This is a genomic window from Rhizobium sp. UBA1881, assembly GCF_002338015.1.
In the GTDB taxonomy this organism is placed as follows: domain Bacteria; phylum Pseudomonadota; class Alphaproteobacteria; order Rhizobiales; family Rhizobiaceae; genus Rhizobium.
This window is the reverse complement of record NZ_DDHH01000179.1, coordinates 1-13,749: the sequence shown is the minus strand read 5'-3', so window position 1 is coordinate 13,749 and position 13,749 is coordinate 1. Positions and strand designations below refer to the sequence as shown.

The window sequence follows — 13,749 nt, the reverse complement described above, 5'->3', positions numbered from 1 at the left end:
GTGCTTGTCACAGGAATCCAGTCGTCGTGTGTCCACACGACGGGAAGACTCCCTCACCTCTCCCGCTCATCGCCCCACCTTTTCCCCCTCCACCATTCCGCCCAGCCAGAATCAGTGGTAACCCTTTCAACTGATTTGGCTATCAAGGGCGACCGGTGTTTCGATTTCCTCTCTTTATCGCGATGACGCTGATAATCGCTTTCGGCGGCGGGATACTCGTTTCGCTTTATTCGCTGAATGCGACCGCGGGCTTCGGCGCCATCAAGCTCGGCGCGTGGGAGGCGTTTCCGGAGTTGCAGACGGAGAATGCCGATCCTTATGCGAAGTCGCACCGGGCGCGCGCAGGCCGGCTGCTTTATGGGTCGGCCGAGGGGTTGATGTTCACCGCCAAGGTGGATGACGCCGGCAATCGGCTGGAGGCGGGGTGCAGCTACCGGATTACGGGGCAGACGCCGCCGGCACGGATCTGGACGCTGTTCACATCTGATAATTCCGGCAATCCGGCCTCGTTGCAGCCGGGGCTGCCGGGTGCGCTCAATTCGTGGACGGTGCTGCGCCAGCCGGACAGCAGCTTCACCATCGACATCTCGACCCGGGCGCGGCCGAACAACTGGCTGGCCCTTCCGGCGGCCGGCACGTTTCAGCTGGTGCTGACGCTGTTCGACACGCCGACGGCCGGCAGTTCCGGCGTCATCGATCTGGCGATGCCGAAGCTTGAGAAGACTGGGTGCGGCAATGCTTAGGGTCCTGTTCGCACTTCTGGCCGGCCTTTTCGGCGCCGCTTTGCTGCATCTCGTCATCATCCTGTCGCTGCCGCATTTCACCGGCAAGGACGCGGCGACGCGCGTCGCCTCCGAAGGCGATCTCGACACGTTCTACCTGCTCGGAGGTACCGAGGACACGGCGGGGCTTTCCAACGACGATCCCTTCGTGCGCACCGCCGTCTGTTCCTTCGATATCGAGGAGAACCCGGTGCGGTTCACGGCCAGGGGCAACGTGCCCTTCTGGTCTATCGCGCTGTTCGACGATGCGTCGAACGAGATTTTCAGCATGAACGACCGGACCTCGGTCGGCGGCGCGGTGGATATATTGATCGGCAGTCCGATCCAGCTCACCGAATTGCGCAAGTCGCTGCCGCAGGAGCTTCAGAGGACGATCCTGGTCGAGACGACGCGGTCGGGCGGATACGCGGTTTTGAGAACGCTGGCGCCGCAGACAAGCTTCGACGCGGCGGCCAAGAGCTTCCTGTCGGAAGCCGGTTGCGAGGAATTCGCTCCCTCTAACTAATGTCTTACTTACCCTTCGAGCGCGAGGCGCGGCGAACGGCCGTGGGCTTGTCGGGGTCGGTCAGGCGTTCGTAGCGCACGCCTGTGTAAAGCAGGATCTGCGCTTCGAGCGGCGATCCTTCCACGCTTGATGATCTTTCCTTGCGGCCTGGCGTCCGAGATAGACGATCAGCCAATGCGATGACTATTGCCATTGTCGTCTCCCTGCACTGCCCGAGACGGATGAAGCTTAGATCTCACCCTGCCCGCCTGCGCGGACCGGCGCACCCTTGGCCGGTTGCACCGGCATCGGGTCATTCGCGCCTTTCTCACGGCATATCGTGAACAATACCGTGATGCGTATGATGGCGCCCCTCTCGAGGAGCGCGTTCTGCTTCCCGGATTGAGACAGACGGTGGTTAACAGAATATTAAAATTCGGCCGCAGAATCCTTGTCGATCGACGTCTCCATTAAAACGCAGGGGCCCGCCCTTTGGTTGCATGCCGAGCGCAAAGATTCGCCGTTTCCATCGGTCGCAAATTTTAGCTTTAAATCATATAGTTAGCGATACAGCGCCAGACACGGGCTCCGCCATCACCGATGTTGCAAATTTACCTCACAAAAATATTAATTGCGGTTCGCCGAGATGCCGCTAAGGTCGCATTATCGGCTGCAGGGCAAAACGCGGCCGACCCTGGATTTGATCCGGGGACTGGGTCTGACGGTTAACCAGGGTGGGCAGACAGATGTCTCTGATGATTGGGTCGACATTTTCGCCTGAGGATCTCGATATATTGCGCCACGCGCTGGATGCCTGGTGCGCGGAAAAGCGTATCGACATCAAGAGCTCGAAGGCGCAGGTCGCCGCCTCCACGGCGCTCGATCTCTACCAGTCCGGCTATGATGATCCCGACAAGCTGCTCACCGCGCTGCGCGGACACCGGGCGCTTTGAGCCGTCCATACAAGTCACCCACATCACTCGTTTAACGGGCACCGAACGGGCAGGCGGACGCCGCGCATGGTGATGTTGCACAGCACCATTTCGGGACGATTCCCCTCAAATCTTCAGCAACGGTTAACCGTGTCCCTGTAGGATTTGTTCATATCCCGTATGTGGTAGAGGCGTCTTCGCGTCCAGGCCAGCGGCATCTCTCTAGCGTGTTCAGGGTGTGTTTTGTGCGTGACCGGTTTCGAGACCTAGAGGCCCCCTCCGCGAGCCGGAAGAAGGACGTGGTTCTCATGGCGACAGTGAGCAGTTTCGAGGGATTGCAGCCGCCGACCCGATCGGAGCTTCGCCAGTTCGCCGAATTGTTCACCCCCCTCTTCGTCGCCTCCTCCGATGACGCCAAGCGCCAGGCCGTGGCAGCACTCTCGCAATGCGCCGCTATCCCGCAGGCCGTCGCACTGTTCATCGGCTGCCAGCCGATCGCCATCTCCGCCCCCTTCCTGATCTCCTCGCCCGCGATCGACGACGATACGCTGATCACCGTTGCCCGCACGCAGGGTGTCGAGCACATGCGCGCGATCGTCAGCCGCGATGCGCTGTCGCCGCGGGTGATCGACGTGCTTGTCGGGCTGCGCCATGCCGCGCCGAAGCGGCAGGTGGAGACGATCGAACCGGCACCCGCCGTCGACAGAGCCGAGGTCGCCGAAGCGCTGGCAAGCGCGGCGATGCCATACGTTGAGCCGGCCAGCCAGGAACGGCCGGCCGCTGTTGCTGAGACGACGAGCGTAAGGGTCGAGATCAGCGAACCGGTTGCCGTGGGTGTCGAGCCTGTCACGCCTGTGGTTGTCGAGGCTGCGCCCGTGGTCAACACGGTGGTGGTCGCGGCTCAAGAGGCTGCACCTTTGGTCACCGACATGGCGTCCGTGACCACCGAAATAGCGTCCGTCGTCACCGAGACGGTATCCGTTGTTGTCGCTGCGCCTGTTGCCGTCGAAGTGCAAACCATAGCCGTCGAAACCGACGCCGAGGTCGCGGTCGCGGTCGTCGAGACGATCGTCGTCCATCCCGTCGAGCCGACGCAGACCGCCGAGGCACCGCCTGCCGAACCCGAGCAGCAGGGCGTTCAGTCGACAGCTTCCCCTGCCCCGGCCGAGACCGCCGAGACGCCCGCCAACGGCGGCGCGCGCGAGGAAGAGGTTCGCGATACGCTGCGTGGCCTGGCGCGCCATCTCGGTCGCGACGATAGCGACCGGCTCGGCCTCCGCACCCTTTCGACGCTGCAATCGGCCCTTTTGGTGCGCTTTGCCCGCAGCCGCGAGGCGGTGGCCTTCGCGACCGCCCTTGCCGATACGCTGTCGGCCAGCCGCTGGCTTGCCGAGCGCATCATGCTCGACACCTCGGGCCAGCAGATGGCAACGACGCTGACCAGCATCGGCATGGATTTTTCCGATGCCGTCTTCGTTCTCGAAAAACTCTATCCGCATCTGGCCGAGGCGCAGCACAGCGTTACCCGCGCCTGGATGGTGCTCGATGCGCTGGATCCGGAAGAGTGCCGCGACCGCGTCGAGGCATGGCGCCGCGCCGACAGCTATACCTATCTGCCGGAACAGGCGCCGGCCGCGCCCGTTCAGACCACACACACCCGCGCCGTCCACCAGCCGCCCGCACGCGCCATGCGGCTCGTCGGACGTTCGCGCTAAAGTCGATCAGAGACGGCCGTCGCGTTCCTTAGCGAGGGGCACGATATCGGCGACATCATCGGCTTCGAGCTCGACGATCCAGAGGTCGTTGTCGAACTTGCGCTCGCGCTCCAGCATCGTCCTCACCTCCTCAGCGTCCTTGCGCTCGAGCCTGATCTCGAACAGCCGCTCGCCGCTGGCTTCCTCGTCGAAGAAGCTCTGCGGCGCGGGGCAATAAAGCGTCTCGGAACCATCGCGAAAATGCTGGCGGATAAAGACCGCGCCAGCCTCGTCGGCCCCCTTCTTCTCGACGGCGGCGAAATCGCCTTTGGCGAAGACACGGCGCAGCAGCGCGGATACGAAGATGTCGGTGCGAAGTCTCATGCAGGCGGTATAGACCTGTGAGCGCGGAGCCGCAACGCCGCGGCCATCTGACGCCGCTCAGAGTGCGCCGATGTCCTTGAGCTTCTTCAGCACCGCCTCGCTGGGCTCGCCGTTTTCAGGCAGGTTGTAGTGCTTCTGGAAGTGGCGGATGGCGACGCGGGTTTGTTCGCCGACGACGCCGTCGACGCCGACATTGGTGTAGGCCATGTTGGCGAGGCCCTGCTGGATCTTCAGGACCAGATCGACGCTGTTCAAGGTCGAGGACGGCGAGGTCGATGGGGTTGCGGCGGCGCGGGCGACGGAGGTCTGCCTGGCCGGAACTGGTTCCAGTGCGTTTTTCGGGGCGGAGATCTTCTGGACCGGGACCTGTCTGACCGGCACCTGGGCTGTCGGAGCCGAAACCGGGGCGGGCTTGGGGGCCACCTTTGGCGTTGGCGCGGTCTTGACCTGGTGTTCGGCGCTGCGGATGGCTGCGGCTACAGGGTCTTCGGCAAGCGCCTGGGCCGAGACATCCTCGCGCGGGCGCTCTGTGGGAATTGCGGACGGGCCGATGGCGTCGGTTCTGAGTGCTGCCAGCACTTCGGGCGTGGCGTCGCCGCTCTGCGGCATGCCGACGGTTTCCTCGAAGAACAGGATGGCGGCGCTGGTGCGCGGGCCGATGACGCCGTCGGGCGCACCGTTATAGAGGCCGCGGCGGACGAGTTCGGCCTGGATGTCCATGACCAGCTGATTGGCGGGCTGGCCGGCCAAAGGCGCCGGCGGCACGGCGTTGGTGGTCTCGGCGCTATTTGCCTCGCCCTCACCCTCGCGCTCGATCTTGAAGGTGGTGACCTCGCCGGTGTGTTCCTCGACCGGGGGGCGGCCGATCAGCGCGCTCGGAAACAGGCTGTCGCGGGTGCGCAGGAACGGGTGCGGGTGCACGCCCGGCTGATACCAGAGCGCATTGGCGGCGACGAAGGAGAAGATGACGAGGAAGGCGGCCGTGCCGCCCGTGATCGATGGATTACGGCCGATGACGCCGCCGAGCACGCCAATGCCCTGCAGCCCCAAACCGCCAACGGCGGCAGCCCCGGTGAGAAGAAGGCTCGCCTTCTGCCTGCCCCTCTTTCCCTTAGGCGATTTTCGCTTGCTCGCGGCCATCGAAAAGCCCCTCTTCCAAGATGTCGGTCATGCCAGTCGACGCTTTCAGCCGCGGCGGAAACTCGACCGGGTGATTGGCCGAGAGATCCATGACGGGAACGCCGGAGCCATCCGCCGCAATCGAGATCGTGATGATGGTGCCGGAGCCCGGCGTGCTGGCGATGGCGAAATCGCCGCCATGCAGCGCGACCAGGCCCTTGACCAGCGACAGGCCGAGGCCCGTGCCTTCGAACCGGCGGGTGTAATCGTTCTGGATCTGCACGAAAGGCTGGCCGAGCAGCTGCAGCTTGTCGGCCGGAATGCCGATGCCGGTATCGGAGACGCAGAGCGTCAGGATGCCGTCGCGCACCGAGGCGTCGAGCGAGATCGCGCCGCCGGCTTCGGTGAACTTGACGGCGTTGCCGACCAGATTGATGAGGATCTGCTGGATGGCGCGCTGATCGGCCACGACCTCGTCGAGACCGCGTTGGATGCGGCTCGTCAAAGACACGCCCTTGGTCTTGGCCTGCAGCCCGAGCATGGCCTCGCAGGAGCGCACGACGGTTGCGATATCGAAAGGCTCCAGCACCAGCTCGTAGCGGCCGGCCTCGATCTTGCTCATGTCGAGCATGGTGTTGACGACGGACAGCAGGTGCGCGCCGGAATCGCGCACAAGGCCGACATACTCGCGCTGGCGCTCATTGGCGAGCTTGCCGAAATACTCGCCGATCAGGATATCGGAGAAGCCGAGAATGGCGTTGAGCGGCGTGCGCAACTCGTGGCTGACGGCCGCGAGGAACCGCGACTTGGCGTCATTGGCCGAGCGGGCATCGGCGGCATGGGCTTCGGCCTCGACGCGGAGAAGATGCTCGGCGGAGACATCGCGCAGCTGGGCGACGACGCTGATCAGTGCGCCATCGCTGTCGCGGCGCGCGGTGAGATCGGTTCTGAGATGGGAGAACTGGCGATTGTCGACCGAGACCGACGGACGCTCGAGCCGAAGATCGACGGCCGCCTGCTCCTCGCCCTGGCGCAGCTGGTCGAGCGCCTGGAGGAAGAGGATGCGGTCGGAGACGTGGATCTGCTCTATGAAGCCGCGACCGTCAGGCGCGCGCATCCAGGCGAGATAATCGCGCTTGTCGCGGCCGCCGACATTGACGACGGAACCCTGCGGATCGAGAAACAGGATGAGGCCGGCCGAGGCTTCCATGAAGAACTCTTCAGCCGACTGGGTGGCGACACCCGAGGTGACGATGCTCTGGCGCGACAGCGCGATGCTGCCGACGGCCGAAAACAGGAAACCGCCGACGACGGCGGCGACGCCAGCCGGAAGGGCGACGGCCGGGCTGGTGACGATGGAGAGAGCGGCGGGGGCGACGACAAGTGCTGCCGAAGACAGGAGCGCAAGCCGGCGCAGGATGGTCAGCTCGCGCTCACGCACCGCGGCACTTCCTCCCGTCCGGGAGAGCCAGCGATCCGCCGCCCGGTCCACGAGGGCTGTCGCCCGATCCACGATGTCACTCAATACAAGCACGCAATACCCGCCCTAAAAAGGCTCTTCACAGAGGCCCAAGAATAGGCCCCGGGCGCTTAAGGAAAGAATAAGGGAAAGTGCCGCTCGCCAGCCGGAAAGCGTGAAAAGTCCCATTTTGGGCCACCGGAAGGGCCCTTTGTTTTTTACGGTTAACAGCGAGTAAGCGACGGATTTCGCTCATTTTTCGGCAAGTCGTTAACGCTTGGGGCGAACGCGCTTCAAGGAAAGCCTGCAATTACAGGAGGTGGCTCATGGCATGCTTAACGCCAATGGCTACAATTCGACCGAAATGCGCCGAATGCGGTTTCGATTAAAATTTGAACTAAATTTGACGCAAATGCCACCGAGTTTCGAAAACCGGCATTCGCAAGTTTTGGCTAGGGTGAAATCACACCGGAAGACGGACCTGATTCGGCGGCAAGACCGAGCGGGAAAACAGGATGGGCAACGAACATGTGGTTTCTATTCAAATCATCGATCTGGCTCGGGCTTCTCTTCGTCGCCTTGTCGTTCTTCAGCGGCGAGCGCCAGACGAACACGCAGACCGGATCGACATTGCAGATTGCAGACGCTTTCGTCGCCGTGACCGGCGCCTATGACTATCTGAGCGGCATGTGCGGCGAGAAGCCCGAGGTTTGCGCCAAGGGCGCCAACACGCTCGGCGTGCTCGGCGAGCGGGCACGCTCCGGCGCCCTCGTTGCCTTTGAACTGCTCGACAGCAAGTTCGGCAGCGGCAAGAGCGCCACGGTTGCAACGACCGCGACGCCTTCCGTTGGCCTGGCGCCTGCGACGGCCGTAGAGCCGGCAACGGCAGCCGCTCCGCAGCAGCTGCGCGATGACCGCACCGTGGCGCTGAACCAGCCGATGCCTTACCGCCCGCCTGTCGACGACGGCGAGGACAGCCCGGCCGCCGCCCATGTCGCGACCGACCGGGTCACGACCGGCACCATTCCGCTGCCGACCCCGCGTCCGGCGATCTAACGAATTCCGCGGCCACCGCCGCACCCAAAGCTTGCACCGGCGCCGGCCAATGGCCCCGCCCTGTGCCTGACGTGCCTGCCCTGTTTATTCTTCAGCAATTTGCTGCGCCGCGAGGATGCCCATCCTTCGCGGCGTTTCTTTTTAACAGTTCAAATCTGGCCGCATCTCCCCTATATGATCGGGAGACAACGAAAGGCCATTTGCATGACGTCCCTCGATCAGATCATCGACGATTTCACCTTCCTGGACGACTGGGAAGATCGCTATCGCTATGTGATCGAACTCGGCAAGGCGCTGCCTGATCTCGCGGACGAGAAGAAGACCTCATCAAACAAGGTGATGGGCTGCGCGAGCCAGGTGTGGCTGGTGACGCATGTATCCGACGACAGCGACAATCCCGTGATGACCTTCGAGGGCGATTCCGACGCGCATATCGTGCGTGGGCTGGTGGCGATCGTGCTTGCCACCTATTCCGGCAAGACGGCTTCCGAGATCGCCGCATTGGATGCCTTCGAGGTATTCGGAAAGATGGGCCTTGTCGAGAACCTCTCGGCGCAGCGCTCCAACGGGCTGCGCTCGATGGTCAACCGCATCCGCGAGGAAGCGCGGCTGCGGGCGGCGGCGTAACGCCAGCCTCTCTTTTCAGATTGAACGATCAGGACCAGAGTTCCGGGCGATAGTCCGGCGCGCCCCAATGCTCCATGCGCGGGCGGCGGGATGGCGGTTGCGGGTTATAGTGGCGCGAGAGCGCCATGAGTGCCGTGCGCAGCATCAGCTTGGCGGAGCGCACCGGCCATTGCCGCTCGCGCTCGACCGTCTCCAGCCCCTTCATGAAGCAGCAGACATCCAGCGCCACGCCCGACAGCTCCGGCCCCAGCGCCTCCAGCGCGCGGTTGACGGCAAGGCGGGCAGCGACGGCGCTGTCGGTCAGATCCGCCATGCCGCCGCGTCCGCCGCTGGCGCGGCTTGAGAGCCGCGGTTCCCAGGAGGCGGTGACGCGCGGCTGCAGTTGGGCACGGGTGAAATCGGCGTGCAGCCTCTCACCGGCCTTGATCGCGGCCTCGGGCATGAAGGCAGCGCCGTCGCGGTCCTTCAGACGCTCGAGACTGGCGAGCGGCGATTCATCCTTGTTGACCCGCAACCGCCTGACGACGCCGTCAACCTCCCGGGCGCTCATCTCGATATCCACGTGCTGGGTGAGAAAGGCCTCCTCCGCCTCGGCGGCAGCGCGGCGCAGATAGGCGCGGGCCTGATTGGATGCGCGCAGCAGATCACCCTGCTCCTCGATGAGGCCGGAGGCGCGGGCTTCGGTGATCAAGCTCAAGGGAAAGCCGGCGGCCGTTCCGTCCGCGAAGATGAGGTCGATATCGCTCCCCTCGCCCTGCTGGCGGCGTGCCTCACCGCGGATCAGCAGCTTCAGCAGTCTCACCATCGGGGCCAGCTTCGTCTTCGTCTTTGGGGATTTACTCATGGCCGTAGCCTCCGCCGGACCGGAAGATGGAATTCACCGTGCGTTCGACGGCGGCGACGAACTCGTCATAGGCGGGATCGTCGCGGCGATCCTCGACCACGTGGCAGGCATGGCTGACCGTGGTGCGATCGCGGCCGAAGCCGGTGCCGATCTCATGCAGCGGGATCTGCAGCGCGACATGGCAGACGTACATGGCGATCTGCCTGATATGGCAGAGCGTGCGGCGGCGGTCGCGGCGCATCTGCACGCGCTGGCCGGCGATCATCACCATCTCGGTCGTGACTTCCTGGCAGATGCGGCAGACGGCGCGCACGGCATCCGTGGCGGACTGTGGGCGATCGTCCCTTGAGAGGGTGGTCTGCTCTTCCCCATAAAGCGGGGACAGCGGCGCATTCGCGGCGCCGGGCGGGGAAAAATGTCCAATCGGCATATGAATACTCCTATGAATAGGAATTAATTCATACACGCTATACAGGAACGAGGATAAACGAAAGCGCGCCTTGATCGATTTCGGCTGATTTCGCTCACGAATTTTAACGAGGATTGAAATTATTTGGGATTATTTTCCTCGCATCTCAAATCCCAGACACGAAAAAGCCGGGCTCTCGCCCGGCTGATCGTGATCGTTCAATGCGACAAATCTATCAGCCGCGGCCGCGCTTGCGGCGCTGGCCGAGACCCATTTCCTTGGCAAGGCGCGAGCGCGCCTCGGCATAGGCAGGCGCTACCATCGGGTAGTCGACCGGCAGATCCCATTTTTCGCGATATTCTTCAGGCGAGAGGCTGTGGTGAGTCATCAGATGGCGCTTGAGCGACTTGAAATTGCCGCCGCACTCGAGGCAGGTGATCTGCTCATCCTGGACGGATTTGCGCACAGAGACAGCAGGCTTCTGCTTTTCAACGACAGCCATGGCCGGTGTCGGCGTCGATGTGTTGCTCAACGCCGAATGCACGTCCGAAATAAGATTGGCGAGGTCGCCAACCGGCACGACGTGGTTGCTGACATACGCTGCGACGATATCCGCGGTAAGCTCGACCAGCAATTCTGGCCCGCTTCCGGCTGCAGTATCCGTCATATTTCGTTTCTCCTGTTTGCATGCTCAAAAGGTCTAGAGCCTCCTTGGCTCAAGACCGCTATCGTAGAGCGAACAGCAAAAAACTCAGTCTGCGGCTACATGTTTCGAAAAACTGAAATCCACCCCTAGATTCCTGAGGCCGAAACCCGTTCTTATACTGCCTGATCTTGCATTAGTACGCACACACCCGCACACGACCCTCAATTAAACATTGAAATTCAAAGCGACCGAGGAATTATGCAATGTGATTCTAATTCAATATCAGAACTCTACTTGAGCATCAATTATCACCGTTTTGCGAAAACGCCAATTAATATTTCATATATATCCGTCAAAAAACGCCTCTATCCCAAGAATTAGTATAGCGCGAAGGAAACATTAATCATCCTCACATCTGCTTAAAACTGCAAAAAACTGCTTAAAATCTTGAATATATGGCACTCTTACCTTTCAAGAAGATCGTCGCGCACCGAAGGCGGTAACAGACGATAACCTGTCTTGTGTGCCGCCCTGGCCAAAAGATGAGCGGCGACCGGAGCCGTCAGTATAAAAAACACGAAACCAGCAAGCGAACGTGCAAATACCGCGATTTCTCCTGATTCGATGCCGGCCGCAAATAATAACAGACCCGAGCCAACCGTTCCGGCTTTCGAGGCGGCATGCATGCGCGTGTATAAATCCGGCAATCTGACAATACCAAGGGCCGCCACCAGCGCGAAAAGCGCGCCCGACAAGAGCAGCACGGAAACGACGATGGCGATGACGTAGTCCATCATGTCCTGTCCTTCTTCGTCTTGCGCGCGGGCGTGGTCTTGATCTTCAACTTGGTATCGCTCTTCACCTTCGCATCAGGCTTTTTCGAGGCCGGGCGGACGGTTTTATCCGTTTGCGCCGCCATCGGTCCAGCCGAACCCGGCAGCGGGCCGCGCGACAGAACGAAGCGGGCGAAGGCGACAGTGGCGAGAAAGCCGACGAGGCCGAGCGAAATGGCGATATCGATATAGAGCGCAAAGCCGGTCTTGACGGCGACGACGGCGAGGAAGCCGATCGCCGTGCCGGACAGCGTATCGAGCGCCAGGATGCGGTCCGGCAGGGTCGGCCCGACAATGACCCGCCAGGATGCGACGAGGAAGGTGACGGCGAGGATCACGAGGGCCACGGATGCCGAGATGGAGACGATCGCGTCGGGCGTCATCGAAACGCCTCCATGATCTTGCGCTCGAAGCCATTGGCGATGTCGCGCCTGATCGAATCCGGATCGGCGCAATCGAGCGCATGGGCGTAGAGCGTCTTGCGGTCATCGGAGACATCGACCGACAGCGTTCCCGGCGTCAGGGTGATCATGTTGGCGAGCAGCGTGATCTCGAAATCGCGGTCGACGGTGAGCGGAAAAGCGAAGATGCCGGGCTTCAGGTTCATCTTGGGGCTGAGCACGGTCGTCGCCACCTTGATGGCGGACATGGCGAGCTCCTTGAGAAACAGCAGCGCCAGCGCGGTGATCGCCCAGAGCCGCCAGAGATAGGCCTTGGCTCCGAAGGGTTCGCGCACGAGGAAGAGCGCCAGCGCGCCGAGCGCGAAGCCGAGGACGAGATTGTGGGCCGAGGTGCTGCCGCTGAGTGCTGCCCAGGCGATCGCCAGCAGGAGATTGAGAAGCAAGGCGATCATGGCGCGACGCCTCCCGGGAAGACGGATTCGATATAGGGATAGGGATCGGTGAGCTCGGTGGCGACGGATTGCGTCAGCGCCAGCAGCCGCTCGGGCAGCAGGCCGAAGCCGACGATGAAGGCGACTAGAAGCAGGAGCGGCAGCATCGTACGCCAGCCGGTGGCGACATGGGTTTCAGCGCTTTCGGTGGCCGGGCGCCAATAGGCGAGCAGGAAGACGCGGCCGAAGCAGATCGTTGTCAGGAAGCCGCTGACCAGGACGGCCGCCGCCAGCCACCAGGCGCCGACATCGAGCGAGGACTTGACGAGGATGAGCTTCGGCCAGAAGCCGGAGAACGGCGGCAGGCCGCAGGCGGCAAAGAAGAGGATGAGCGAGATGGCGGCGAAGAGGCCATTGCGGCGATAGAGACCGCCAAGCCTCGTCAGCGAGAAACTGCCGCCGAGAAAGGCCATCTGGCCGGCCGCGAGATAGAGTGCCGTCATCAGCAGCATGGAATGCAGCGCGTAGAAGACGGTGCCCGACAGTGCGCCTGTCGTGCCGATGGCGATGCCGATCAGCATGTTGCCGATGCCTGATATGACGACATAGCCGAGCAGCTTTCTAACATCATCCTGCGCCAGCGCCCCGAGCGCGCCGAGAATGGCGGTGACGGCACCCGTGATCGCGATCAGCAGGCTGAGCTCCTCGCGCTCCAGCGGCAGCAGCATCACAAGCACGCGGATCAGCGCGTAGATGCCGACCTTGGTGAGCAGGCCGGCAAAGAGCGCCGACACGACGATGCGCGGGGTGTGATAGGAGGCCGGGAGCCAGAAATTGACCGGAAAGGCGGCCGCCTTCATGGCGAAGGCGAGCAGGAAGAGAGCCGCCAGCGTGGTCAGCGGCGCGGTGTCGCTGAGTTCGCCTGCCTTAGTAGCGATATCGGCCATGTTGAGCGTGCCGAAGATGGCATAGAGGATGCCGACGGCGATCAGGAACAGCGTGGTGCCGAGGAGATTGAGGACGGCGTATTTCATCGCGCCGTCGATCTGCTTGCGCTCGGAGCCCAGGATCAGCAGGCCGAAGGACGAGATCAGCAGCACCTCGAACCAGACATAGAGATTGAAGATGTCGCCGGTAAGAAACGCGCCGGTGACGCCGGCCATCAGCATCATGAGAAACGGGAAGAAGCCGTAGCGCCGGTTGGTGTCGTCGATATCGGAAAGCGCGTGGATGGCGCCAGCCAAGGCCGCGATCGCCGCCGTCAGCGCCATGACGGCGGAGAGCGTGTCGACGGTGAACGCGATGCCGAACGGCGGCAGCCAGCGGCCCATGACCATGGTGAGCGGGCCTTCGGCCATGACCTTGACGAGGAGTGCCGCGTCGAGCGCGACGAGCAGCGCGAGGCCGGGGATGGCGAGCCAGGCTTGAAGGCGGACGGAGCCGCGGGCCATCAGGAGGATGGCGCCGAGCGTGATGCAGAACGCTACCGGGGCGATGACGAGCCAGTGGGCGATCGGCACGGGGGATGTGACGAGGGCTGCGGAGAGGTCGGCGATGGGTTGGGTGGGGGTGGCCATTTAGGGGGTGGCCTCGCATGGGCGTGGTGCGGGTGGGCGTGGTGCGGATACACCCCCCTCTGTCCTGCCGG

General features: G+C 62.8%; 16 protein-coding genes and 2 pseudogenes. 7 read left to right on the top strand and 11 right to left on the bottom strand.

The genetic code is table 11. The features are described from left to right. Positions 1-155 precede the first annotated feature (155 nt). A complete protein-coding gene (locus B3605_RS21890) occupies positions 156-743 on the top strand; it encodes a DUF1214 domain-containing protein (RefSeq protein ID WP_112945426.1) in 588 nt (195 codons plus the stop codon). Continuing rightward, complete coding sequence (locus B3605_RS21885; protein ID WP_018898956.1) at positions 736-1,287, top strand: DUF1254 domain-containing protein; 552 nt, start codon at positions 736-738, stop codon at positions 1,285-1,287. Before B3605_RS21890 ends, B3605_RS21885 begins: the two co-directional genes overlap by 8 nt. 4 nt (positions 1,288-1,291) lie before the next feature. Here the strand turns inward: B3605_RS21885 and B3605_RS21880 are convergent, their stop codons facing one another. Continuing rightward, positions 1,292-1,480, bottom strand: a complete 189-nt coding sequence (locus B3605_RS21880) for a hypothetical protein (protein WP_047507599.1) — start codon at positions 1,478-1,480, stop codon at positions 1,292-1,294. A gap of 532 nt (positions 1,481-2,012) precedes the next feature. Here B3605_RS21880 and B3605_RS21875 point away from each other — a divergent pair. The 3 genes and pseudogenes from B3605_RS21875 to B3605_RS21865 form a co-directional block, all read left to right on the top strand. Continuing rightward, positions 2,013-2,219: a hypothetical protein gene (locus B3605_RS21875; protein WP_112945428.1), complete on the top strand. Its 207-nt coding sequence runs from the start codon at positions 2,013-2,015 to the stop codon at positions 2,217-2,219. A 224-nt stretch (positions 2,220-2,443) separates the two neighbouring features. Continuing rightward, a pseudogene (locus B3605_RS21870) lies at positions 2,444-2,855 on the top strand (DUF2336 domain-containing protein); the annotation flags it as partial. A gap of 365 nt (positions 2,856-3,220) precedes the next feature. Beyond that, positions 3,221-3,913 (top strand): annotated as a pseudogene (locus tag B3605_RS21865) (hypothetical protein); the annotation flags it as partial. Between the two features lie 6 nt (positions 3,914-3,919). Here B3605_RS21865 and B3605_RS21860 read toward each other — a convergent pair. The 3 genes from B3605_RS21860 to B3605_RS21850 are packed head-to-tail and all read right to left on the bottom strand — an operon-like array spanning position 3,920 to position 6,929. Continuing rightward, the gene (locus tag B3605_RS21860; protein WP_112945429.1) at positions 3,920-4,276 is read right to left on the bottom strand and encodes a DUF1491 family protein; all 357 of its coding nucleotides are present in this window, start codon (positions 4,274-4,276) and stop codon (positions 3,920-3,922) included. Positions 4,277-4,333: 57 nt separating this feature from the next. Next, entirely contained in the window at positions 4,334-5,416 is a 1,083-nt protein-coding gene (locus B3605_RS21855) for a peptidoglycan-binding domain-containing protein (RefSeq protein ID WP_296436017.1), read from the bottom strand. Continuing rightward, positions 5,388-6,929: a sensor histidine kinase gene (locus B3605_RS21850; protein WP_112945431.1), complete on the bottom strand. Its 1,542-nt coding sequence runs from the start codon at positions 6,927-6,929 to the stop codon at positions 5,388-5,390. The genes B3605_RS21855 and B3605_RS21850 overlap by 29 nt, the downstream gene beginning before the upstream one ends. Before the next feature lie 453 nt (positions 6,930-7,382). Here B3605_RS21850 and B3605_RS21845 point away from each other — a divergent pair, with 453 nt between their 5' ends. Next, the gene (locus B3605_RS21845; protein WP_018898964.1) at positions 7,383-7,910 is read left to right on the top strand and encodes a DUF5330 domain-containing protein; all 528 of its coding nucleotides are present in this window, start codon (positions 7,383-7,385) and stop codon (positions 7,908-7,910) included. A gap of 204 nt (positions 7,911-8,114) precedes the next feature. Continuing rightward, positions 8,115-8,537 (top strand): SufE family protein, encoded by a 423-nt coding sequence (locus B3605_RS21840; protein ID WP_111561000.1) that lies wholly within the window; start codon positions 8,115-8,117, stop codon positions 8,535-8,537. 28 nt (positions 8,538-8,565) lie between these two features. On the opposite strand, the gene B3605_RS21835 is transcribed toward B3605_RS21840, so the two are convergent. The 7 genes from B3605_RS21835 to B3605_RS21805 all read right to left on the bottom strand — a co-directional run bounded on the left by B3605_RS21835 (position 8,566) and on the right by B3605_RS21805 (position 13,678). Next, positions 8,566-9,381: a DUF6456 domain-containing protein gene (locus tag B3605_RS21835; protein ID WP_112945432.1), complete on the bottom strand. Its 816-nt coding sequence runs from the start codon at positions 9,379-9,381 to the stop codon at positions 8,566-8,568. After that, positions 9,374-9,811, bottom strand: coding sequence for a helix-turn-helix domain-containing protein (locus B3605_RS21830; RefSeq protein WP_112945433.1), 438 nt, complete (start codon positions 9,809-9,811; stop codon positions 9,374-9,376). The genes B3605_RS21835 and B3605_RS21830 overlap by 8 nt, the downstream gene beginning before the upstream one ends. A gap of 214 nt (positions 9,812-10,025) precedes the next feature. Beyond that, positions 10,026-10,457, bottom strand: coding sequence for a MucR family transcriptional regulator (locus B3605_RS21825; RefSeq protein WP_018901192.1), 432 nt, complete (start codon positions 10,455-10,457; stop codon positions 10,026-10,028). A gap of 443 nt (positions 10,458-10,900) precedes the next feature. Further along, positions 10,901-11,233 carry a monovalent cation/H(+) antiporter subunit G gene (gene mnhG, locus B3605_RS21820; protein ID WP_183796372.1) on the bottom strand — a complete coding sequence of 111 codons (333 nt, stop codon included), beginning with the start codon at positions 11,231-11,233 and terminating at the stop codon, positions 10,901-10,903. Continuing rightward, positions 11,230-11,652: a cation:proton antiporter gene (locus tag B3605_RS21815; RefSeq protein ID WP_112945434.1), complete on the bottom strand. Its 423-nt coding sequence runs from the start codon at positions 11,650-11,652 to the stop codon at positions 11,230-11,232. The genes mnhG and B3605_RS21815 overlap by 4 nt, the downstream gene beginning before the upstream one ends. Next, positions 11,649-12,122: a Na+/H+ antiporter subunit E gene (locus tag B3605_RS21810; RefSeq protein ID WP_112945435.1), complete on the bottom strand. Its 474-nt coding sequence runs from the start codon at positions 12,120-12,122 to the stop codon at positions 11,649-11,651. The genes B3605_RS21815 and B3605_RS21810 overlap by 4 nt, the downstream gene beginning before the upstream one ends. Next, entirely contained in the window at positions 12,119-13,678 is a 1,560-nt protein-coding gene (locus B3605_RS21805; RefSeq protein WP_112945436.1) for a Na+/H+ antiporter subunit D, read from the bottom strand. Before B3605_RS21805 ends, B3605_RS21810 begins: the two co-directional genes overlap by 4 nt. Positions 13,679-13,749 lie beyond the last annotated feature (71 nt).

Excerpts from the sequence above, each read along its gene's own strand:
- B3605_RS21860 (WP_112945429.1), bottom strand. The coding sequence starts at position 4,276 with ATGAGACTTCGCACCGACATCTTCGTATCCGCGCTGCTGCGCCGTGTC.
- B3605_RS21840 (WP_111561000.1), top strand. The coding sequence starts at position 8,115 with ATGACGTCCCTCGATCAGATCATCGACGATTTCACCTTCCTGGACGAC.
- B3605_RS21835 (WP_112945432.1), bottom strand. The coding sequence starts at position 9,381 with ATGAGTAAATCCCCAAAGACGAAGACGAAGCTGGCCCCGATGGTGAGA.
- B3605_RS21810 (WP_112945435.1), bottom strand. The coding sequence starts at position 12,122 with ATGATCGCCTTGCTTCTCAATCTCCTGCTGGCGATCGCCTGGGCAGCA.
- B3605_RS21825 (WP_018901192.1), bottom strand. The coding sequence starts at position 10,457 with ATGACGGATACTGCAGCCGGAAGCGGGCCAGAATTGCTGGTCGAGCTT.
- mnhG (WP_183796372.1), bottom strand. The coding sequence starts at position 11,233 with ATGATGGACTACGTCATCGCCATCGTCGTTTCCGTGCTGCTCTTGTCG.
- B3605_RS21845 (WP_018898964.1), top strand. The coding sequence starts at position 7,383 with ATGTGGTTTCTATTCAAATCATCGATCTGGCTCGGGCTTCTCTTCGTC.
- B3605_RS21805 (WP_112945436.1), bottom strand. The coding sequence starts at position 13,678 with ATGGCCACCCCCACCCAACCCATCGCCGACCTCTCCGCAGCCCTCGTC.
- B3605_RS21885 (WP_018898956.1), top strand. The coding sequence starts at position 736 with ATGCTTAGGGTCCTGTTCGCACTTCTGGCCGGCCTTTTCGGCGCCGCT.
- B3605_RS21855 (WP_296436017.1), bottom strand. The coding sequence starts at position 5,416 with ATGGCCGCGAGCAAGCGAAAATCGCCTAAGGGAAAGAGGGGCAGGCAG.
- B3605_RS21830 (WP_112945433.1), bottom strand. The coding sequence starts at position 9,811 with ATGCCGATTGGACATTTTTCCCCGCCCGGCGCCGCGAATGCGCCGCTG.
- B3605_RS21875 (WP_112945428.1), top strand. The coding sequence starts at position 2,013 with ATGTCTCTGATGATTGGGTCGACATTTTCGCCTGAGGATCTCGATATA.
- B3605_RS21880 (WP_047507599.1), bottom strand. The coding sequence starts at position 1,480 with ATGGCAATAGTCATCGCATTGGCTGATCGTCTATCTCGGACGCCAGGC.
- B3605_RS21815 (WP_112945434.1), bottom strand. The coding sequence starts at position 11,652 with ATGACGCCCGACGCGATCGTCTCCATCTCGGCATCCGTGGCCCTCGTG.